19 protein-coding genes and 1 tRNA gene are annotated in these 20,644 nt (G+C 73.8%); 5 read left to right on the top strand and 15 right to left on the bottom strand.

Annotated features, from left to right (window positions below):
• Positions 1–50 precede the first annotated feature (50 nt).
• Positions 51–1,151 (bottom strand): alanine dehydrogenase, encoded by a 1,101-nt coding sequence (ald, locus tag AC1RNL_RS08550; RefSeq protein WP_492934991.1) that lies wholly within the window; start codon positions 1,149–1,151, stop codon positions 51–53.
• A gap of 109 nt (positions 1,152–1,260) precedes the next feature.
• Between ald and AC1RNL_RS08545 the strand changes: the two genes are divergently transcribed.
• On the top strand, positions 1,261–1,767 hold the full coding sequence (locus AC1RNL_RS08545; RefSeq protein WP_128189255.1) for an Lrp/AsnC family transcriptional regulator: 507 nt from the start codon (positions 1,261–1,263) through the stop codon (positions 1,765–1,767).
• On the opposite strand, the gene AC1RNL_RS08540 is transcribed toward AC1RNL_RS08545, so the two are convergent.
• From AC1RNL_RS08540 to AC1RNL_RS08530, 3 genes are read right to left on the bottom strand one after another with little or no spacing between them, the layout of a single operon-like run.
• Positions 1,764–2,807, bottom strand: a complete 1,044-nt coding sequence (locus AC1RNL_RS08540; protein ID WP_492934990.1) for a mechanosensitive ion channel family protein — start codon at positions 2,805–2,807, stop codon at positions 1,764–1,766. The genes AC1RNL_RS08545 and AC1RNL_RS08540 overlap by 4 nt on opposite strands.
• A 56-nt stretch (positions 2,808–2,863) precedes the next feature.
• Positions 2,864–3,544 (bottom strand): response regulator, encoded by a 681-nt coding sequence (locus AC1RNL_RS08535; protein ID WP_246991995.1) that lies wholly within the window; start codon positions 3,542–3,544, stop codon positions 2,864–2,866.
• The gene (locus AC1RNL_RS08530) at positions 3,541–5,145 is read right to left on the bottom strand and encodes a sensor histidine kinase (RefSeq protein WP_492934989.1); all 1,605 of its coding nucleotides are present in this window, start codon (positions 5,143–5,145) and stop codon (positions 3,541–3,543) included. The genes AC1RNL_RS08535 and AC1RNL_RS08530 overlap by 4 nt, the downstream gene beginning before the upstream one ends.
• Positions 5,146–5,311: 166 nt before the next feature.
• On the opposite strand from AC1RNL_RS08530, the gene AC1RNL_RS08525 reads away from it, so the two are divergent.
• Positions 5,312–6,724: a cation:dicarboxylate symporter family transporter gene (locus tag AC1RNL_RS08525; protein WP_364197490.1), complete on the top strand. Its 1,413-nt coding sequence runs from the start codon at positions 5,312–5,314 to the stop codon at positions 6,722–6,724.
• A 69-nt stretch (positions 6,725–6,793) separates the two neighbouring features.
• Here AC1RNL_RS08525 and AC1RNL_RS08520 read toward each other — a convergent pair whose 3' ends face one another.
• The 7 genes from AC1RNL_RS08520 to AC1RNL_RS08490 all read right to left on the bottom strand — a co-directional run bounded on the left by AC1RNL_RS08520 (position 6,794) and on the right by AC1RNL_RS08490 (position 13,445).
• Positions 6,794–8,080: an APC family permease gene (locus tag AC1RNL_RS08520; protein ID WP_492934988.1), complete on the bottom strand. Its 1,287-nt coding sequence runs from the start codon at positions 8,078–8,080 to the stop codon at positions 6,794–6,796.
• A gap of 162 nt (positions 8,081–8,242) precedes the next feature.
• Positions 8,243–9,376, bottom strand: coding sequence for a methyltransferase domain-containing protein (locus tag AC1RNL_RS08515; protein WP_492934987.1), 1,134 nt, complete (start codon positions 9,374–9,376; stop codon positions 8,243–8,245).
• On the bottom strand, positions 9,363–9,875 hold the full coding sequence (locus AC1RNL_RS08510; protein WP_492934986.1) for a hypothetical protein: 513 nt from the start codon (positions 9,873–9,875) through the stop codon (positions 9,363–9,365). The genes AC1RNL_RS08515 and AC1RNL_RS08510 overlap by 14 nt, the downstream gene beginning before the upstream one ends.
• A gap of 19 nt (positions 9,876–9,894) precedes the next feature.
• Positions 9,895–10,872 carry a ribose-phosphate diphosphokinase gene (locus tag AC1RNL_RS08505; RefSeq protein ID WP_128189261.1) on the bottom strand — a complete coding sequence of 326 codons (978 nt, stop codon included), beginning with the start codon at positions 10,870–10,872 and terminating at the stop codon, positions 9,895–9,897.
• A gap of 11 nt (positions 10,873–10,883) precedes the next feature.
• The gene (glmU, locus tag AC1RNL_RS08500) at positions 10,884–12,314 is read right to left on the bottom strand and encodes a bifunctional UDP-N-acetylglucosamine diphosphorylase/glucosamine-1-phosphate N-acetyltransferase GlmU (protein WP_492934985.1); all 1,431 of its coding nucleotides are present in this window, start codon (positions 12,312–12,314) and stop codon (positions 10,884–10,886) included.
• A 36-nt stretch (positions 12,315–12,350) separates the two neighbouring features.
• Positions 12,351–13,274 carry a glycosyltransferase family 2 protein gene (locus tag AC1RNL_RS08495; protein ID WP_492934984.1) on the bottom strand — a complete coding sequence of 308 codons (924 nt, stop codon included), beginning with the start codon at positions 13,272–13,274 and terminating at the stop codon, positions 12,351–12,353.
• Between the two features lie 100 nt (positions 13,275–13,374).
• Positions 13,375–13,445: transfer RNA gene (locus AC1RNL_RS08490), tRNA-Gln, on the bottom strand.
• A 69-nt stretch (positions 13,446–13,514) separates the two neighbouring features.
• On the opposite strand from AC1RNL_RS08490, the gene AC1RNL_RS08485 reads away from it, so the two are divergent.
• Genes AC1RNL_RS08485 through AC1RNL_RS08475 form a run of 3 tightly spaced genes read left to right on the top strand, consistent with a single transcriptional unit; the run spans position 13,515 to position 16,158 of the window.
• Positions 13,515–14,117: a hypothetical protein gene (locus AC1RNL_RS08485; RefSeq protein WP_146357967.1), complete on the top strand. Its 603-nt coding sequence runs from the start codon at positions 13,515–13,517 to the stop codon at positions 14,115–14,117.
• A 48-nt stretch (positions 14,118–14,165) separates the two neighbouring features.
• Positions 14,166–15,647 (top strand): glycosyltransferase family 39 protein, encoded by a 1,482-nt coding sequence (locus tag AC1RNL_RS08480; RefSeq protein WP_492934983.1) that lies wholly within the window; start codon positions 14,166–14,168, stop codon positions 15,645–15,647.
• A gap of 19 nt (positions 15,648–15,666) precedes the next feature.
• On the top strand, positions 15,667–16,158 hold the full coding sequence (locus AC1RNL_RS08475) for a MarR family winged helix-turn-helix transcriptional regulator (protein WP_492934982.1): 492 nt from the start codon (positions 15,667–15,669) through the stop codon (positions 16,156–16,158).
• Here the strand turns inward: AC1RNL_RS08475 and AC1RNL_RS08470 are convergent.
• From AC1RNL_RS08470 to rfbB, 4 genes are read right to left on the bottom strand one after another with little or no spacing between them, the layout of a single operon-like run.
• Entirely contained in the window at positions 16,155–16,691 is a 537-nt protein-coding gene (locus tag AC1RNL_RS08470) for a P-loop nucleotide/nucleoside kinase family protein (protein ID WP_492934981.1), read from the bottom strand. The genes AC1RNL_RS08475 and AC1RNL_RS08470 overlap by 4 nt on opposite strands.
• Before the next feature lie 5 nt (positions 16,692–16,696).
• Complete coding sequence (gene ahcY, locus AC1RNL_RS08465) at positions 16,697–18,148, bottom strand: adenosylhomocysteinase (protein ID WP_492934980.1); 1,452 nt, start codon at positions 18,146–18,148, stop codon at positions 16,697–16,699.
• Between the two features lie 37 nt (positions 18,149–18,185).
• Positions 18,186–19,604 (bottom strand): sugar nucleotide-binding protein, encoded by a 1,419-nt coding sequence (locus AC1RNL_RS08460; RefSeq protein ID WP_492934979.1) that lies wholly within the window; start codon positions 19,602–19,604, stop codon positions 18,186–18,188.
• A gap of 15 nt (positions 19,605–19,619) precedes the next feature.
• Positions 19,620–20,618 (bottom strand): dTDP-glucose 4,6-dehydratase, encoded by a 999-nt coding sequence (gene rfbB / locus AC1RNL_RS08455; protein ID WP_146357004.1) that lies wholly within the window; start codon positions 20,616–20,618, stop codon positions 19,620–19,622.
• Positions 20,619–20,644: the final 26 nt, after the last annotated feature.

The raw sequence follows: 20,644 nt of genomic DNA, 5'->3' as shown, positions 1-20,644 counted from the left end.
TGCCGGGGGCGGCCCTCCGTCGTCCGTGCAGCGCGTCAGCGCCGTCCGAGTCAGGCGCTCGCGAGCTCCAGCCCGAGCGCCTCGGCGACCCCGGCGTGCTCGATGCGGCCCGCGCGCACATTCAGGCCCTTCGCGAGCGCCGCGTCCTGCGCGAGCGCGGCATCCGTGCCGAGGTCCGCGAGCCGCAGCACGTACGGCAGGGTCGCGTTCGTCAGCGCTCGGGTGGAGGTCTCCGGCACAGCCCCGGGCATGTTGGCGACGCAGTAGTAGAGCGATTCGTGCACCGGGAAGGTGGGCGCGTCGTGCGTGGTCGGGCGCGAGCCCTCGAAGCAGCCGCCCTGGTCGATCGCGATGTCGACGAGCACCGAGCCGGGCCGCATGGCGCGCACCATGTCGTCGGTGACGAGCTTCGGCGCGGCGGCGCCCGGGATGAGCACCGACCCGATCACGAGGTCGGCGTCGGCGAGCTGCTCGGCGATCTCGAGCCGCGAGGAGTGACGGGTCTGGATGCTCGTGCCGAACGAGGCCTCGAGCTGCCGCAGGCGCGGCAGCGACAGGTCGATCACGGTCACGTCGGCGCCGAGGCCGACGGCGTTGCGCGCGGCGTGCTCGCCCGCGACGCCGCCGCCGAGCACGACCACCTTCGCGCGGCGCGTGCCGGGCACGCCGCCGAGCAGGGTGCCGCGGCCGCCCGCCGGGCCCATGAGGTGGAAGGCGCCCATCGCGATCGAGAGGCGGCCGGCGACCTCGCTCATCGGCGCGAGCAGCGGCAGCGAGCCGTCCGGCAGCTGCACCGTCTCGTAGGCGATCGCGATCGTGCCCGCGTCGAGCAGCGCACGCGCGCAGTCGGGCGCTGCCGCGAGGTGCAGGTAGGTGAAGACGGTCTGGCCCTCGCGCATGCGGGGGAACTCGGGCGCGATCGGCTCCTTGACCTTGAGCAGCAGGTCGCCCTTCGCCCATGCGTCGTCGGCGTCGGCGGCGAGCCGCGCGCCGGCCGCGACGAACTCCTCGTCGGGGATGCGGGACCCGAGGCCTGCGCCCGACTGCACCCACACCTCGTGGCCGCGGCGCACGAGCGCGTCGACACCCGCGGGCGTGATGGCGACCCGCTGCTCGTGGGGCTTGATCTCGGTGGGGACGGCGATGCGCATGGGAGACCTCTCGTCTGGTTGCATCGATCATGGGAGAGGATCCCGCGATGCCGCGCGCTCGCCGAAGCATTCGTCGATGGATCGGCGCAACTGGTGGAAAGATGCAGGCATGACTCCCGCAACGCCCCCCGAGCCGAAGCCGTCGCAGCCCGCCGACGGGCTCGACCCGGTCGACCATGAGCTCGTCGCCGCGCTGCGGGCCGACGCGCGCACCACGAACCGCGAGCTCGCGCGCGCCGTCGGCATCGCGGAGTCGACCGCGCACGCGCGCGTGCGCCGGCTCGAGGAGCGCGGTGTGATCGCCGGCTACGAGGCGGTCGTGCGGCAGGAGCGGCTCGGCCGCGGGCTGCAGGCGCTCGTGCACGTCACGCTGCGCGCCGGCGCGCGCGCCACGATCCCCGACTTCGCCGAGCGGGTGCAGGCGCTCCCCGAGGTGAGCCAGGTCTTCTTCCTCGGCGGCAACGACGACTTCATCGTCCACGTCGCGGTGCCCGACTCGACGGGGCTGCGCCGCTTCGTCGTCGACCACCTCTCGGCCGACGCGACCGTCGCATCCACCCGCACCAGCATCGTCTTCGAGTACCGGCGCAACGTCTCGACCGCGGCCTTCTCCTAGGTCACCGGCACGGCCTCGAAGCGCTGGCGCGGCAGCGCGTCCGGGTGCTGCTCGCGCAGCCACGCCACGAGCCGCTCGCGCACGTCGGCCCGCAGCGACGCGAGCTCGCCGCCGTCGGCCGCGGTGACGAGTACCCGCACCCGCACGACGCCGCCCACCGCATCCGTCACCTGCAGCACGCTGTCGCGGCCGTCCCAGTGCGGATGGCCGTCGAGGATGCGCGCGAGCTCGTCGCGCATGCCGTCGACCGGCACGCTCCAGTCGACGTCGAGCTCGACGGCGCCCATGACCTCGCTCGAGGTGCGGGTCCAGTTCTCGAACGGCGTGGTCGTGAAGTGCGTCGAGGGCAGCACGAGGCGGCGGTCGTCCCAGATGCGCACGACGACGTAGGTGAGCGTGATCTCCTCGATCGTGCCCCACTCCCCCTCGACCACGACGACGTCGTCGACGCGGATCGCGTCGGAGGCGACGAGCTGGATGCCGGCGAACACATTGCCGAGCACCGACTGCGCCGCGAGCCCCGCGACGAGCGACGCGACCCCGGCCGAGGCGAGCAGGCTCGTGCCCGCCACCCGCGCCGCCTCGAAGGTGAACAGCACCGCGCCGCACGCGATGACGACCACGACCACCGCGAGCACGCGCCGGAGGATCTCGACCTGCGTGCGCACCTTGCCGGCGCGGCGATCGCCGTGCGCGACCCCGTACCGCGCGAGCACGGCGTCGCCCGCGACCCGCAGGAGCCGCACGAGCAGCCAGGCGCCCGCGACGATCGCGAGGATGAGCAGGGCGTGCGCGAGCGGCGGCCCGCCCTCGCCCATCGCGCGCTGCAGGCCCGTCGCCGAGGATGCGAGGCTGAACGCGACGAGCAGCGCGAGCACCGCGACCGGCCAGCGCAGCGGCCGCCGCACCGCGGCGATGCGGCTGCGGGAGCGCGTCGCGGCGGCGGCGCCGGCGACGAGCACGAGGCTCGCCGCGACGGCTGCGGCGACGGCGACGCCGATGGAGATGCCCAGCAGGGCGAGGACGTCGATCACGGGCACGGGGCTCCTCTCGCTCGGGAGCGGGCCACGCTATCGCAGCCGCCCGGCGGCCCTGGTCAGCCCCGGGAGTACTCGAGCTCGGGCCGGCCGCGCGCGCCGTAGCGCGGGCTGCGCTCGACGTCGCCGGTCGCCGCGAGGTGCTCGAGGTAGCGGCGCGCCGTGACGCGCGAGAGCCCGACCTCGGAGGCGACCTCCGCCGCGGAGCGCGCGGTGCCGTCGGCGAGGAGCGCCGCGACCGCCTCGAGCGTCTCGGCGCTCAGGCCCTTCGCGAGACCGGGCGCGTTCGTGGTGCGCAGCGCCGCGATCGCCTGGTCGACCTCCTGCTGCGTCAGCCGGCCCGCGCCGTCGAGCCGCTCGTGGTACTCGCGGTAGCGCTCGAGCCGCTCGGCGAGCGCCGCGAACGCGAACGGCTTGATGAGGTACTGCACCACGCCGACCGCGATCGCGTCGCGCACCGTCTCGAGTCCGCGCTCGGCCGTCACGGCGATGACGTCGACCAGGTGGCCCTCGGCGCGCATCCGCCGGCACACCTCGAGCCCATGCCCGTCGGGCAGCTGCATGTCGAGCAGCACGAGCTGCATCGGCACGCCGCTCGCGGCCGCGTCGCGCATCGCCGCCATCGCCGCCGCGGCCGTGTGCGCGACGGCGGCGACCTCGAAGCCAGGACATCGCCGCACGTAGGCGACGTGCGCGGCAGCGGTGCCCCGCTCGTCCTCGACGACGAGCACCCGGATCACGAGGCGGCCCCCGGCCTCGGCAGCAGCACCGTGACCACCGCGCCCGCGTGCCGCGCATCCGCGCCGCCGGGCTGCCCGATCTCGACGCTGCCGCCCAGTCGCTCGACCGTCTCGCGCACGATGCCGAGCCCGAAGCCGCGCCCGTGCGGGCCCGGCTCCTTCGTCGACCAGCCCGGCGCGAACGCCTGCTCGCGCCGCGCCTCGGGCACGCCGTCGCCGCTGTCGCTCACCTGCACCACGATCGCCCCGTCGTCCTCGTCGAGGTAGACCTCGACCCACGCGTCGGCGCGCGCGCCCGTGCCGATGAGGCGGCCGGCGCGCTCGGCGGCCGCGTCGATCGCGTTGTCGACGAGGTTGCCGAGCACCGTGACGAAGTCGACCGGGTCGATGCCGTGCGTGCCGGGCGCGAGGTGCGTCTCGACGTGCAGCTCGACGCCGCGCTCGTGCGCCTGCGCCGCCTTGCCGAGCAGCAGCGCGGCGATCACCGGCTCCTCGTCGTCGCCGACGACCCGGTCGGCGAGCCGCTGCCCGAGGTCGCGGCCGGCGGTCGCGACCTCGAGCGCCCGCTGCGGCTCGTCGAGCTCGATGAGGGTCGCGACGGTGTGCATGCGATTGCCGAACTCGTGCGTCTGCGCCCGCAGGGCGCTCGCGAGCGTGCGCACCGCGTCGAGCTCGCCCGTCATGCGCCGCAGCTCGGTGCGGTCGCGGATGGTGAGCGTGGTCGTGCCCGCGCGATCGGTCGCCTGCCGCTCCACGAGCAGCCACCGGTCGCCGACCCGCACCTGCCCGTGCGCGGCCAGCGCGTCGCGCACGCCCGCCGGCAGCGGCGCATCCGCCCCGATCGGCAGCGCCCGCTCCCCGAGCCCGAGCAGCGCCCGCGCGCGGTCGTTCGCGAGCACGACGGTGCCGTGCTCGACGAGCACGAGGCCGTCCTCCACCGAGTGCAGCGCCGCCTCGTGCGCGGCGAAGAGCCGCGCGAGCTCCTCGGGGCGCCGGCCGCCCGTGGCGCGGTCGAGGCGGCGGGCGAGCAGCCATGCGCCGAGCGCCGCCACCGCGAGCGCGCCGACGAGCAGCAGGCCGACCGCGACCAGCCGCTCGACGACGAGCGAGCCGACGCGCTCGATCGTGACGCCGGCCGCGACGAGGCCGACGACGCGGTCGCCGTCCAGCACCGGCGTGACCGCGCGCACCGAGGGCCCGAGCGTGCCCGCGAACACCTCGGTGAAGGTCCCTCCCGCGAGCGCGGGCGCCGTCGAGCCGAGGAAGGTGCGGCCGATCTCGTCGGGGTCCGGATGCGTGTAGCGCGTGCCGTCCGGATGCATGACGGTGACGAAGTCGAGCCGCGTCGCCTGCCGGACGTCCTCGACGTACGACTGCAGCGCATCCGTCGCGCCTGCGACCGCGCCCGCCGGGTCGGCGTCGTAGCGCTCGTGCGCCTCGGCCACCGCCGCGCGCACCGTGGGCGTCGCCGCCATCGCGAGCGCGAGCTCCTGGCTCGCGAGCGCCGCCTCGCGCTCGTGCGCCTGCTGCGCGTCGAGCGCGAGCAACCCGAACGCCGCGAGCGCCGCCGCCACGAGCAGCGCCGCGGTCTGCACGAACACGCGCGTGGCGATGCTCGCGGACCGCCACCATCGCCGCATCGCCGGGCCCCCTCCGCGTTCGCGCTGAGAACACTATGCACGAAACGGGCCTCGCGCCGAGCCGCGCCCGCAGGCTGGCCACTCGAGAGCACCGCGCAGTGGCGGTGCCCGATGCGAGGAGCACAGCATGGCAACGACGCCCAGCACCGACCGACCGAGGCTCTCGAGGCTGCGGCGGATCGACAAGACCCACTGGCTGTACATCTCGGTGATCGTCGCCGTCGTGCTCGGCGTGATCGTCGGGCTCGTCTCCCCCACCACCGGCGAGGCGCTCGCCCCCATCGGCAAGGGCTTCGTCGCGCTCATCAAGATGATGATCGCGCCCGTCATCTTCTGCACGATCGTCGTCGGCATCGGCTCGATCGCGAAGGCCGCGACGGTCGGCAAGGTCGGCGGGCTCGCGCTGATCTACTTCCTGGCGATGTCGACCTTCGCGCTCGCCATCGGCCTGGTCGTCGGCAACTTCGTGCACCCGGGCGAGGGCCTCAACATCGCCGGCGCCACCTACGAGGCCTCCGGCGAGGCCGAGACCACGACCGACTTCCTGCTCGGCATCATCCCCACGACGCTGTTCTCCCCGCTGACGGGCGAGTCGGTCCTGCAGACGCTGTTCGTCGCGCTGCTGGTGGGCTTCGCGGTGCAGGCGATGGGCGAGCGCGGCAAGCCGATCCTCACCGTGGTGAAGCACCTGCAGGCGCTCGTGTTCCGCGTGCTGACGATGATCCTGTGGGTCGCCCCCATCGGCGCCTTCGGCGCGATCGCCGGCGTGGTCGGCTCCACCGGCTGGGGCGCGGTCGTCGCCCTCGCGACGCTCATGCTCGGCTTCTACCTCACCTGCATCGTCTTCATCGTCGTCGTGCTCGGCACGCTGCTGAAGCTCGTCACCGGCGTCAACATCTTCACGCTCATGAAGTACCTCGGCCGCGAGTACCTGCTGATCGTCGGCACGTCCTCCTCCGAGTCGGCGCTGCCCCGCCTCATCGCCAAGATGGAGCACGCGGGCGTCTCGAAGCCGGTCGTCGGCATCACCGTGCCGACGGGCTACTCGTTCAACCTCGACGGCACCGCGATCTACCTGACGATGGCGTCGCTGTTCATCTCAACCGCGATGGGCATGCCGATGTCGATCCCCGAGCAGATCGGCCTGCTGGTCTTCATGATCATCGCCTCGAAGGGCGCCGCCGGCGTCACGGGCGCCGGGCTCGCGACGCTCGCGGGCGGCCTGCAGACCTACCGCCCCGACCTCGTCGACGGCGTGGGCGTCATCGTCGGCATCGACCGTTTCATGTCGGAGGCGCGCGCCCTGACGAACTTCACCGGCAACGCCGTGGCGACGCTGCTGATCGGCACGTGGACGAAGCAGATCGACATGGAGCAGGTGCGCGGCGTGCTCGCGGGCGAGCGGCCCTTCGACGAGCGCACGATGCTCGCCGACGACCACGGCGCGGACGCCGAGCCCGACGCCGACGCCGAGCCCCTGGAGCGGCGCGCGCAGGCGGCCCCGGACGACGAGCGCGAGCTCGAGCCGAGCAGCCGCTGACCCCCACGACGGGCCCGTGCGCCGCGCTGCGGCGTGCGGGCCCGTCCGCGTGTGCGGGCCCTGCCGCGCTCAGCGGCGCGCGAGCGCCCGCACGGCCAGTCCGAGCCCCAGCCACGCGGCCGCGGCGACGACGCCCTGCCACGGCAGCGTCAGCACGAGCACGGCGCACAGCGCGATGCCGACGACCGGCACCCAGCGGGGCAGCCACCACGGCACCGGCCTCGCGTCCGGGTCGGCCGACGCCGCCGCCGGCCGCCCGGCGCCGCGCATCGCGCTCAGGTGGGCGACCGCGTAGTAGGTGAGGACGCACGTCGAGGAGAAGGCGACCAGCTGCCCGACCGGCAGCAGCAGCACCGCCGCGGCCGCCACCGCGGCCGTCGTCGCCTCGGCGACCGCCGGCGCCTTCGTCACCGCCCAGATCGTCGACAGCGGGCCCGGCAGGTCGCGGTTGCGGGCCATCGCGAGCCCCGTGCGTGACAGGCCCGCGAGGATGCCGGTGAGGCTCCCGACGCTCGCGAGCGCCGCCGCGGCGAGCAGCGCCACGTGCAGCCATCCCGCGCCGACGAGATCGGCCACCGGCGTCGCCGACGACGCGAGCGCATCCCCCAGCCGCGCCGTCGTCGCCCATGCGACGAGGCCGTAGAGCACGAGCACGATCGCGAGCCCCGTGCCGATCGCGCGCGGCAGCGTGCGCACCGGGTCGCGCACCTCCTCGCCGAGCGTCGCCATGCGCGCGTAGCCGGCGAACGCGAAGAACAGCAGCCCGGCCGCCGGCAGGATGCCGAGCGGGCCGCTCAGCGCCCCGTCGACGCGATTGGCCTCCACCGGCGCGACCGTGCCGATGCCCGCGTCGGCTGCGGTGGGCAGGCCGAGCGCCGACCACACGAGCGCCGCCGTCACGAGCAGCAGCACGACGCTCACGATCGCGCTCGTGACGCGCACGGTGGAGCGGATGCCCGCCATGTTGACGAGCGCCAGTCCGACGATGAGCGCGGCGGCGAGCCACGGCGCGCCCTCGGGCCACACGTGCCGGGCGGCGATGAGGGCGATCGCGCCCGCGGAGGCGGTCTTGCCGGTGAGGAACATCCAGCCGGCGGCGAAGCCGACCGCCGGTGAGACCTCTGCACGCCCGTAGGCGTGCGCGCCGCCGGAGACCGGGTGCCGCATCGCCAGCTGCGCCGTCGACATGGCGTTGAGCGTCGCAACCGTCGCCGCGAGCAGCAGCGCCGCCCACAGCCACGGCCCGGCGAGCTGCGACGCGGGCACCCAGACGAAGAAGAGCCCGGCGCCGATCATCGAGCCGAGACCGATCATGATCGCGCCGGGGGTGCCGACGCGGCGCTGCAGAGCCGTCACCCGCCCAACCTATGCGGCGCGGGTGAACGGCCGGTGCCGCCGCCGGGCTCCAGCACAACGCAAGCCCGCGCCGACGGGACCGCGGCGGAACCCGGATGCGTCGCCGATCGGGCGCGGAACGCGCGGCACGGGCTTGCGTTGTGCGCGTGGCGGGCGGGGCGGTCAGCCGCGGACGAGCTCGATCAGCACCTCGGCGTGGCCGGTGTGCGGGAACATGTCGAACACGCGGCCGCGGAGCGGCACGAGGCTCGGCATCGCCTGCAGGTCGCGCGCGAGCGTCACGGGATTGCAGCTCGAGTAGACGACGCGGCGCACCGCGCTCGCCTCGAGCCGCTCGACGAGCTCGCCGATGCCGCGCCGCGGCGGGTTCACGACCACGAGCTCCGGCGCCCCCGCGCCCTCGAGGTCGACCGAGCCCGCGTCGCCGACCGTGAACGTCGCATCCGCGCCGAGCTCGGCCGCGCTCTCGCGAGCGGCGTCGATCGCCTCGGCCGTCACCTCGACGCCCGCGACCCGCCGGCCGGGCCGCGCCGCGTGCAGCGCGAATCCGCCCACCCCGCAGTAGAGGTCGAGCACGCTCGCGGGGTCGGCCTCGTCGATCCAGGCCGTCGCCTGCCGGTAGAGCGCCGCGGCCACCGCCGTGTTGGTCTGGAAGAAGCTGCGCGGACGCAGCCGCAGCGGCACGTCGTTGACGCGCATGCGCAGCACGCCGTCGCCGGCGAGCAGCAGCTCGTCGTCGCCCTCGAGCACCGCCTTGTGCTCGGGCTGCAGGTTGACGGAGACGCTCGCGAGCGGCAGGGCCGCGAGCAGCGGCAGGTGCTTGCGGATGCGCGGCACCGCCTCGCTCGAGCGCAGCACGAGCCGCAGCGCGAGCTCGCCGTCGGGCGAGGCGGTGAGGATGAGGTGCTTGAGCTCGCCGCGCCGGCTCGGCACGTCGTAGGGCGTCAGCCGCGCCTCGCGCACGAGCTGCTCGAGGAGCGGCATCGCGGCCACGATGGGCGGCTCGTGGAGCGGGCACGCCTGCAGGTCGATGCCGGTGCCGTCGGCGGCGAGGATGCCGATCGTCGGGGCGTCGACGGTGCCGGCGACCGCCATCTTCGCCTTGTTCCGGAACCCGCCGACGGCACTGGCGTGCGGCGCATCCCACGCCATCGGCGGCAGCATCGCCTCGATGCGCGCCTGCTGGTCGGCCAGCTGGCGCTCGTACGGCGTCGGCAGCAGGGTGCAGGAGCGGCAGCGCCCGGCGTCGAAGTAGGCGCAGTCGAGCGCGACCGAGACGGGCTCAGTGGTCGGCATCGCTCGGCGACGGCCCTCCCGCGTCCTCGATGCGCTCGACGAGGAACGCGGCGACGACCTCGGCGCGCAGCCGCTCGACGTGCGACTCGAGCTGGCGGCGCTCCGTGGCCGACCCGCCGGCCCCAACGAGCGCATGCACGCGCTCGAGGCGATCGAGCTTCGCGTCCCACGCCTCCGCGCGCCGGCGCTCGGCGGCGTCGTCGGCGCTCGCGTGCAGGTAGGCGACGTGCTCGCGGAGGGTCGCGATGGTGGCACCGACGTCGGCGGCTCCCCCATCGTCGACCCGGGCAGTGCCGCTCGACGCCTCAGCGGGTGCGGACGCGGACGCGGTCGCGCCCGTGCGCTCATCGTCCTGACGCGGCCGGGTGCGCGCCTGGGCGACGAGGTCGCGCACGAGCTCCGGGTGCTGGCGGGCCCATGCGAGCGCGGCGGGGCCGTACTGCTTGGCGAGGTGCGGGGCCTCCCGCAGCACGAGAGCCAGCCATGGCGGGATGGGCATGCGAGCCTCCGGAGATGGGCTAAGCGGCGCCGTCGAACAGGCTCGTGACCGAGCCGTCCTCGAAGACCTCGGTGATGGCGCGCGCGAGCAGCGGCGCGATCGAGAGCACCTGCAGCTTCTCGAAGCGCTGCTCGTCGCGCAGCGGCAGGGTGTCGGTGACGACCACCTTGTCGATGAAGTCGGAGTTGAGGATCTCGGGCGCGGGGTCGGAGAAGATCGCGTGCGTCGCCGCCACCACGACCCCCGTCGCGCCGTTCTTCTTCAGCGCCTCGGCGGCCTTCACGATGGTGCGGCCGGTGTCGATCATGTCGTCGACGAGGAGGCACACGCGCCCCTCGACCGTGCCGACGATCTCGTGCACCGACACTTGGTTGGGCACGAGCGGGTCGCGGCGCTTGTGGATGATCGCGAGCGGCACGCCCAGCTTGTCGCTCCAGACGTCGGCGACGCGCACGCGGCCCATGTCGGGCGAGACGACTGTGAGCGTCTCGGGGTCGATCGTGTGCTGGAAGTGCTCGAGCAGCACCGGCATCGCGAACAGGTGGTCGAAGGGGCCGTCGAAGAAGCCCTGGATCTGCGACGCGTGGATGTCGATCGACATGATGCGGTCGGCGCCGGCGGTCTTGAAGAGGTCGGCGATGAGGCGCGCGGAGATGGGCTCGCGGCCGCGGCCCTTCTTGTCCTGGCGCGAGTACGGGTAGTACGGCATGACGACCGTGATGCGCTTCGCCGAGGCGCGCTTGAGCGCATCGACCATGATGAGCTGCTCCATGAGCCACTCGTTCACGGGCCGGCCGTACGACTGCAGGATGAACGCGTCCGAGCCTCGCACCGAGCCCTCGAAGCGGGCGTAGATCTCGCCGTTCGCGAAGGTGCGGCTGTCGACGTCCATGAGCTCGGTGCCGATCTCGCGGGCCACCGCCCTCGCCAGCTCGGGGTGCGACCTGCCGGTCGCGAGCACGAGGTGCTTGCGGTTCTTCGCGACGATCGATCCCACTCGGGTGCCTCCTAGGCCTCAGGTGCTTCCGTGCTCGCCGCCGCTGCCGCGTCAGCTGCCTTCGATCCGGGACGGTTCGCCTGGACCCAGCCCGCCATGTTGCGCTGCGGTGCGACCGAGATCGCGAGCGCGCCGGGCTCGACGTCCTTGCGGATCACGGCACCTGCGCCGGTCTTCGCACCAGCGCCAATCCTAACCGGCGCCACGAAGCTGTTGTGGACGCCCGTCTGCACCTGGTCGTCGATCGTCGTGCGGTGCTTGCGCTCGCCGTCGTAGTTGGCGGTGATCGCGCCGCCGCCGACGTTGACCCCGTCGCCGATCGTCGCGTCGCCGATGTACGACAGGTGCGGCACCTTGCTGCCGGCGCCGATCTGCGAGTTCTTCGTCTCGACGAACGTGCCGACCTTGCCGCCCTCGCCGATGACGGAGTTGGGGCGCAGGTACGCCCAGGGCCCGACGGATGCGCGGGCGCCGATCACCGACAGGGTCGCGTCGGTGCGCTTCACGACCGCGTCCTCCCCCACTTCGGTGTCGACGAGCGTGGTGTCCGGGCCGATGATCGCGCCGGCGGCGACGGCGGTCGCGCCGTGCAGCTGCGAGCCGGGCAGGATCGTGACGTCCTCGGCGAGCGTCACGTCGATGTCGATCCAGGTGGAGGCCGGGTCGACGACCGTCACGCCCTCGGCCTGCCAGCGGCGGATGATGCGGTCGTTCAGCTCGTGCGCCGCCGCGGCGAGCTGGATGCGGTCGTTGATGCCCCAGATCGCCCAGTGGTCGGCGGCCGGCACGGCCTGGATCCGGCCGCCGGCGGCCTGGATCCGCACCGCCGCATCCGTCAGGTACATCTCGCCCTGGGCGTTGGCGCGGTCGATGGTCGCGAGCGCCGAGCGCAGCGCCGCCGCGTCGAAGACGTAGATGCCGCCGTTGACCTCGTCGATGGCGCGCTCGGCGTCGCTCGCGTCCTTCTGCTCGACGATGCGCACGAAGGCGCCCGCCTCGTCGCGCACGATGCGGCCGAGGCCGGTCGGGTCGCCGAGGTGCGCCGACAGCAGCGTGAGCTGGTTGCCCTCGCGCTCGTGGCGCTCGACGAGCCCGCGGAGCGTGTCGGCGTCGACGAGCGGCACGTCGCCCGAGAGCACCACGACGTGGCCCTCGAAGCCCGCGATCGCCTCGAGCCCGAGCTCGACGGCGCGGCCCGTGCCGGGCACGTCGTCCTGGTCGGCGATCCGCACGTGCGGAGCGAACTCGAGCACCGCCTCGGCCATCCTGTCGCGCTCGTGGCGCACGACGGCGACGATGCTCTCGGGGTGCAGCTCGCCCGCGGTGCGCAGCACGTGCGCGATGAGCGGCTTGCCCGCGAGCGGGTGGAGCGGCTTCGGCGTGCGGCTCTTCATGCGGGTGCCTGCGCCTGCGGCGAGGACGATCACGGCTACCTGGGGCACGGTCTCTCCGATCGGGACTTGCGGTTCGGCCCCAGGCTATCGGCGCGCGGCGGGCGGCGGCCCCTGGCGACCGCGCCACCCGTCGCGGGCGCCGCGCAGCATCGCGCGGGCGTTGGGGATGCGCGGGGCGGCGAAGGCGGTCATGCGGGCGAGCTTGAAGAGCATCCTGGGCACGTCCTGCGCCGTCCAGATGCCGGGGGTGCCGCGCCTGCGCCAGAGCGCGACGCGGTTGCGGGTCATCATGTAGAGCCGCAGCGGCGAGTGCACGAACATCGTCGCGCCGCCCGGCAGCTCGACCAGCTCGTCGCCGATCGTGTGCAGCATGCGCGCATCCGCCACCCCGACGAGCTGCAGCCCGGCGCGCTTGGCGCGGAAGCACCACTCCATGTCGACGCTGTCGATGAAGAGGCCCTCGTCGAACGGACCGGCGGCGTCGAGCGCCTCGAGCGGGATGAGGGAGCCGGAGGAGATGAGGAAGTCCACGTCGACGTCGCCACCCGCGGGCGCGTCGAACTTGCGGTTGAGGGGGAACCCGAAGCGCACGAACGGCGCCCTCTCGCCCGAGCGGGCATCGACGAAGGTCGGGCCGACGGCGCCGAGCGGCGCGCGGGCGGCGCGCAGGTCGGCATGGCGCAGCAGCGCGTCGACGCAGCCGGGCTCGAGGAGCGAGTCCTGGTCGAGCAGCAGCACGAAGCGGGCGCGGCGCTCGCCGGCGATCGCGGCGGCGCGGTTGTAGGCGGCGCCGAGCCCGCCGTTCGTCGGGCTGCGCTCGACGTCGACGCCGTCGGGCAGGCGGATGCGCTCGGTCCAGTGCGCGCCGTCGGCGTCGGGCGTCGCGTTGTCGAGCACGACGAGCGCCCCGACCTGCGCTGCGGCTCGCGCCAGCACCTCGCCGATCGCGGCCTCGTCGGGCCGGTACGTGACGGCGACGGCGACGACGTCGGCGGGGGTCGATGGCATGCGGTCCATCCTGGCGCACCGCCTGCAGTGTCGCTCGCTCCGCCCTCGCTCCCTCCGGTCGCGACTGGCGGCGTCGCGAACGACACATCGGTGTCGTTCGCTCCGCCACCAGGATTCGAACCTGGACAAACGGCTCCAAAGGCCGCTGTGCTGCCGTTACACCATGGCGGACGGCACCGTCCAGGGTACTGGCGCGCCCCGGGCGGACGCGCGGCGGCGGCATGGCACGCTGGGCGCACCATGACCATGCCGCCCATGCTCGTCGCCGAGGCCGATCCGGCGCGGCGGTTCGTGTCGGGGTTCTCGCGCGGCCTGTCGTGGTTCGGGATGCTGATCTTCGTCGCGCTCGCGTTCGTCGGGCCCGGCTGGACGGCGCTCGCGATCGCGACCTTCGCCATGACGATCCTCGGCGAGCGGCGCATCCGCCGCATGCGGTGGGAGCTCGACGCGCCGAGCCCAGAGGGGCGCTTCCGCTTCGGTCGCGACGCCTCGCGCAGCGTGCGCGTCGCCGACCTGGGCGGCGTCGTCGTCATGCTCCACGCGGGCGCGCAGTCGCGCGGCATCCCCATCACCCGGCCGCACGAGCACTGGTGGCTCGTCGGCCACGACGGCGCGCTGCTCGGCGACGCCTCGTCCCAGGGGCTCGACCCGATGGCTCCGGAGCGCTTCGGCGCTGCGCTCGGGGTGCCGTTCGTGACCTTCGCCGAGGCTCGGCGCGCGGGCGCGCTGCCGCACGGGCTCCCCTGGTACGCGCTCCGACCGGGCCTCGCCGTGGTCGTCGCGATCGTCGTCTCCATCGCGGTGATGGCCGTCGTGCTGCTGCTGCCCACCTACTGGGCCTGACGCGCGACCGCGTCGCTGCGCAGCGCCGTCGCGTGGAAGACTCGATCCGTGCCCCAGCCGACCATGCGCGACGCCCCGGCTCCGAGCCGGGCGCCGCTCCCCGCACGGCACGCTGCGGCGCAGCGGCACGGGCGCGCCTTCCTGCTGCAGGCGGCGGTCGTGCTGCTCGTGGCCGCCACGATCGCGTTCTGGCGCATCGACCAGGCGAACATCGGGCCGGACGAGCTCGTCTACCAGGGCTCGGGAGTGCGCTTTGCGGAGGGCGACCTCACCGCCAACCCCGAGCATCCGCCGCTCGCCAAGGCCATCCTGGGCGCCTGGCAGCTCTGGCTGGGACCTGGCATCGTGAGCGCCCGCGCGCTCATGGGGGTCGTGCTCGTCGCGACCGCGCTCGTCGGCTTCGTGTGGATCAGGGCGGCGTTCGGCCCGATCGCTGGCGTGCTCGCCGCGATCATGCTCTCGACGACGCACCGCGTGTCGTCCGCCGACTTCATCGACCGCCAGGTGCTGCTCGATCCGTTCAGCGTGCTCTTCGGGCTGAGCGGGCTCGCACTGCTCTGGCACTGGCAGCGGCACCGACGCGTCGCGACAGCCGTCCTCGCGGGCGCGCTGCTCGCCCTCGCCATCCTGTCGAAGGCGTCGGCCGTGCTGCTGCTGCTCGCTGCGCTGGCCTGCGTGCCGTGGCGGGAGGTCGGCAAGCGCGAGGTGTGGGGAGCGATGCTCGCCGTCGCAGTCACGGGCACCACCGCGTGCCTGCTGGCCTACGCCCCGCTCGGCGGCCTGGACGCCGTGGAGGCGATGATCGCCTTCCAGAGCGAGCATGCCGAGAAGGGGCACCGGATCACGGTCGCCGGCGTCACCCATCTGCACGCGCCCTGGTACGCGCTGCTGTGGTTCGCCGGCGAGGTCGTCGGCTGGCCGGCCTTCCTCGCCGTCGTCGCGTTCGGCGCCGCCGCGATCGTGCTGCGGTGGCGCGAGCGTGCGACCCGCGTGCTCGCGGTCGCAGGAGGCGGCTCGCTCGCCGTGATGTCCGCGTCGCCGGTCGCGCTGCCGCACTACACGTGGGGCTGGCTGTGGGCGCTGCTGCTGCTCAGCGGCGTCGGGCTGGCGGAGGTCTGGCGCCGGTCGCGCACCGCCATGGCGCGCCTCGGCGCCGCCGCCGGCACGGCCCTGCTGCTCGTCGGACCGGCGACCGGCATGCTGCACGTGCTCACGATCGCGCCCACCGGTGTTGCGCGCGTCGACGCCGCGATGCTCGCGGATCCATCACCCGATGGCACGGTCCTCACGCTGCAGCTCTCCGCGCTCGTCGCCGAGCCGAACATCGACGCGCCGCTCTCGCGCGACCCGGCAGGCGACGGCATCACGGCAGTGGCGATCGGCCAGGACGAGCGGTATCCCGCGCCGCCGGAACTCCTCGAGGCGCTCGCATCGGTGGAGGAGCCCGTCGTGCTCGACGAGCTCGTGCTCTACCTGCTCGACGAGGAGCTCGACGAACTGCTCGTGAGCCCGGGGGCGGATGCGCCGTGAGCGCGGGAAGGCGGGCAGGATGACAGCACCCCGCGGCGACGACGTCGACCGCATCATGGAGCAGTGGATGCGCGTGCGGCCCGACGCCGACGTCACGCCGCTCGCGGTGCTCAGCCGCATGACCCGCATCTCGCGCCAGCTCGGACGCGTGCGCGCGGAGGCCTTCACGCAGGCGGGGCTGGAGCCGTGGGAGTGGGATGTGCTCGCGGCGCTCCGGCGCTCGGGCGGGCCGCTCAGCCCCAAGGACCTCATCGCCCAGACGATGGTGACGAGCGGCACGATGACGAACCGCATCGACAACCTCGTCGCATCCGGCCTCGTCGAGCGCGTGGAGGGCTCGACCGACCGCCGCGTGCGGCTCGTGCAGCTGACCGACGAGGGCGTCGACCGCGTCGACGTGGCGCTCGACGCCCTGCTCGAGTCGGAGCGGCGGCTGCTGCGGTCGATCCCCGCCGACGACCAGTCGCGCCTCGCCGAGCTGCTGCGCGTGCTCGCCGACGCGATGCTCTAGGGGGCGGGCGCCAGCGCCTGGGCGATCCTGCTCGTCAGCCGCCCCACGGGCAGCGACGCGTCGAGGCGGAGCCGGTCGTCGGCCCACTGGTCGAACGCGGCCCGTCGCGACTCGACCTCCGCCCAGGTCGGCTCCGGGAAGCCGTCGAGGTCGCGGACCCGCTCCTCGAGCCGCCGCCGGTGCTCGGCGCGATCCTCGAGCAGCACCTCGGCGAACAGCAGCCGCGCCCCGGTGTGCGCGGCCAGGTCGCGCCACTGCTCGCGCGCCGCCGGGTGGTCGTTGACCGCGTCGACGACCACGACGCCACCGAGGCGCAGCTGGGCCTCGGCCACCGCCTCCGCCACGACGTAGGCCGCGAGGCCCGTGGGCGCGTCGCGCGGCACGCCGGCGCGCCACATGGCCGCCTCGAGCGGGTCGACGGAGACGAGCGTGCACCGCAGCGCCGCCGCGGTGGACGCCGCGACGGCGCTCTTCCCGACGCCGGGCAGCCCGGCGAGCACGATCAGCGTCGCGCAGCCGCTCGCAGCGGGCACGGCGGTCAGTAGCGGTAGTGCTCGGGCTTGAACGGGCCCTCGACCGGCACGCCGATGTAGGCGGCCTGCTGGGGGGTGAGGGTCGTCAGGCGCGCGCCGAGCGCGTCGAGGTGCAGGCGGGCGACCTCCTCGTCGAGCACCTTCGGCAGCCGGAAGACGCCGAGCTCGTAGTCGCCCGTCGCGAGCTCGATCTGCGCGAGCACCTGGTTGGAGAACGAGTTCGACATCACGAACGACGGGTGGCCGGTCGCGTTGCCGAGGTTCATCAGGCGCCCCTCGGAGAGCACGAGGATCGAGCGGCCGCCCTCGAAGCGCCACTCGTGCACCTGCGGCTTGATCTCGGTGCGCTCGGCGCCCGACCGCTCGAGGCCGGCGATGTCGATCTCGTTGTCGAAGTGGCCGACGTTCGCGACGATCGCGAGGTGCTTCATCGAGCGCAGGTGCTCGAGCGTGATGACGTGCTCGTTGCCGGTCGTCGTGACCCAGATGTCGGCCTCGTCGAGGCAGTCCTCGACGCGCGCGACGCGGAAGCCGTCCATCGCCGCCTGCAGCGCGCAGATCGGGTCGACCTCGCTCACGATCACGCGAGCGCCCTGGCCGCGCAGCGCCTCGGCCGCGCCCTTGCCGACGTCGCCGTAGCCGACGACGAACGCGGTCTTGCCGCCGATGAGCACGTCCGTCGCGCGGTTCAGCCCGTCGGGCAGGGAGTGGCGGATGCCGTAGCGGTTGTCGAACTTCGACTTCGTCACCGAGTCGTTGACGTTGATCGCCGGGAAGAGCAGGCGCCCCTCGGCGAACAGCTGCTCGAGGCGGTGCACGCCGGTCGTGGTCTCCTCGGTGACGCCGCGCAGCTGCTCGGCGATGCGCGTCCAGCGCTGCGCGTCGTCGGCGAGCGTCGTCGCGATGAGCGCGTCGATCACCCGCAGCTCGTCCGGCGCGCCCTCGGGCGTGACGGGCGCGGCGCCCGCGAGCTCGGCGTCCCGCCCGCGGTGCACGAGCATCGTGGCGTCGCCGCCGTCGTCGAGGATGAGCGTGGGGCCCTCGGGGAAGTCGAAGACGCGGTTGGTGCACGCCCAGTACTCCTCGAGCGTCTCGCCCTTCCAGGCGAACACCGGCACGCCGGCGGGCGACTCGGCCGAGCCGGCGCCGACGACCACGGCGGCGGCCGCCTCGTCCTGCGTCGAGAAGATGTTGCAGCTCGCCCACCGCACGTCGGCGCCGAGGGCGACGAGCGTCTCGATGAGCACCGCCGTCTGCACGGTCATGTGCAGGCTGCCCGCGATGCGCTGACCGGCGAGCGGCTGCGCGTCGGCGTAGCGGCGCCGCAGCTCCATGAGGCCGGGCATCTCGTGCTCGGCGAGCCGGATCTGGTGGCGGCCGGCCTCGGCGAGGCCGAGGTCGCGCACGTGGTGCTCGAGGGTGCCGTGCTCGTGGGTGCGGGAGGCGGTGTCGGTCATGCCGACCATCCTCCCACCCTTCTCCCGGCGACCGCCCTCACGCCGAGGGCAGCGCCGCCACGAACTCCTCGAGCATCGCGAGCTGGTCGCGGGGCTCGAAGCCGGTGGCCTCGAGCTTGGCGAGGCTGAGCGCGCTGTGGCGCGGCCTGGGCGCGATGCCCGTCTTCGAGGCGAAGTAGGCGTCGGTCGTCACCGGGCGCACCGCGCCCTCGTCGGCGCCGACGAGCGCGAAGACGCGCCGGGCGATCGCCGCCCAGCTGGTGGGCTCGCCGCCGTTGGAGGCGTTGTAGACGCCGGAGGCAGGGCGGGTCGCGAGCAGGTGGTCGATCGCGCGGGCGAGCTCGTCGGCGAAGGTGAGCCGGCCGACCTGGTCGTCGACGACCTCGGGGGCGACGCCGCGGCGGGCGAGGGAGGCCATGGTGGCGACGAAGTTCCTGCCCTCGCCGACGACCCACGAGGTGCGGACGATGTAGTGGCGGGGGGCGGCGGCGACGGCGAGGTCGCCGGCGGCCTTCGTCTGCGCGTACACGCCGAGCGGGCCGAGCGGGTCGTCCTCGCGGCGCTCGCCCTCGCGGTCGGCGTAGACGTAGTCGCTCGAGACGTGCACGAGCGTGAGCCCGTGCTCGGCGGCGATCGCGGCGAGCCGCGCGGGGGCGACGGCGTTGACCGCCCACGCGTCGCGGCGTCCCTCGTCGGTCTCGGCCGCATCCACCGCCGTGTAGCCGGCGGCGTTCACGATCGTGTCGTAGCCCGACCAGCGGATGCCCTCGAGCGCGGCCGGGTCGGCGAGGTCGATGCGGTCGCGGCCGGCGAACTCGACGTCGGCGCGGTCGGCCCAGCGGTGCCGCAGCGCCCGGCCCAGCTGCCCGTTCGCGCCCAGCACGAGCGTCTTCCGCGGCGGCATGGGCGTGACGTCGGCGAGCATCGGGTGCGCGCGGTCCTTGTCGCTCAGCTCGGCCTGCTCGAGCGGGATCGGCCAGGCGATCGCGGCGGTCGGGTCGGCGAGGTTGAGGAACGTGTACTCGCTCTGCGCCTCGGCCGACCAGTGGTCGTTCACGAGGTACGAGTAGGCGGTGTCCTCCTCGAGCGCCTGGAACGAGTTGCCGACGCCGCGCGGCACGAACACCGCGATCGACGGGTCGATCTCGATCGTGAACGTCGCGCCGAACGACGGGCCCTCACGCAGGTCGACCCACGCGCCGAACACGCGGCCGGCGGCGACCGAGATGTACTTGTCCCACGGCTCGGCGTGGATGCCGCGGGTCACGCCCGCGGTGGCGTTGAAGGAGATGTTGTTCTGCACCGGGCCGAAGTCCGGCAGCCCGAGCGCCAGCTGCTTCTCGCGCTGCCAGTTCTCCTTGAACCAGCCGCGGTTGTCGCCGTGCACCGGCAGGTCGATCACGAGGAACCCCGGGATCGGGGTCTCGCGCACCGCGAGCTGCTTGCCCGTCTGCATCAGTCGCCCTCGGTCTCAGTGCCCGGCCTGGGCGTACTTCGCCTCGGCCTCGGCCTTCTGCTTGCGCCACCACGGCTCGTTCGCGCGGTACCAGTCGATCGTCGACGCGAGCCCCGCCTCGAAGTCGGTGAACGCCGGCGCCCAGCCGAGCTCCTCGCGCAGCTTCGTCGCGTCGATCGCGTACCGCATGTCGTGGCCCGGGCGGTCCTTCACGTGGTCGAACGCATCCGGCTCCTGCCCCATCAGCCGCAGGATCGCCTGCACGACCTCGAGGTTCGAGCGCTCGCCGTCGGCGCCGATCAGGTACGTCTCGCCGATCCGGCCCGACTCGAGGATCCGCAGCACCGCCGAGGAGTGGTCGTCGGCGTGGATCCAGTCGCGCACGTTCTCGCCCGCGCCGTACAGGCGCGGCCGCACGCCGTCGATCACGTTGGTGATCTGCCGCGGGATGAACTTCTCCACGTGCTGGCGCGGACCGTAGTTGTTCGAGCAGTTCGAGATCGTCGCCTCGAGCCCGAACGAGCGCACCCACGCGCGCACCAGCAGGTCGGAGCCCGCCTTCGTCGACGAGTACGGGCTCGACGGGTTGTAGGGCGTCTCGGGCGTGAACTTCGCCGGGTCGTCGAGCTCGAGGTCGCCGTAGACCTCGTCGGTCGAGATGTGGTGGAAGCGCGTGCCGTGCTTGCGCGCCGCCTCGAGCAGCGTGAACGTGCCGATCAGGTTCGTGTGCACGAACGGCGACGGGTCCGACAGCGAGTTGTCGTTGTGCGACTCGGCCGCGTAGTGCACGACGGCGTCGGCGTCGGCGACGAGCGCGTCGACGACCTCCGGGTCGGCGATGTCGCCCACGACGAGCCGCACCCGGTCCTCCGGCAGCCCCGCGAGCGTCTCGCGGTCGCCCGCGTAGGTCAGCTTGTCGAGCACCACCACGTCGTGGTCGGTGTTCGCGACCGCGTAGTGGACGAAGTTCGAGCCGATGAAGCCGGCGCCGCCGGTGACGAGGAGCTTGCTCATGCCCCCCAGCGTAGTGTCCGGGCGGC

Source organism: Agrococcus sp. GW821-FHT14H11 (assembly GCF_058803545.1).
Note: the sequence above shows the minus strand (reverse complement) of the source record. Positions and strands in the feature narration are given on the sequence as shown.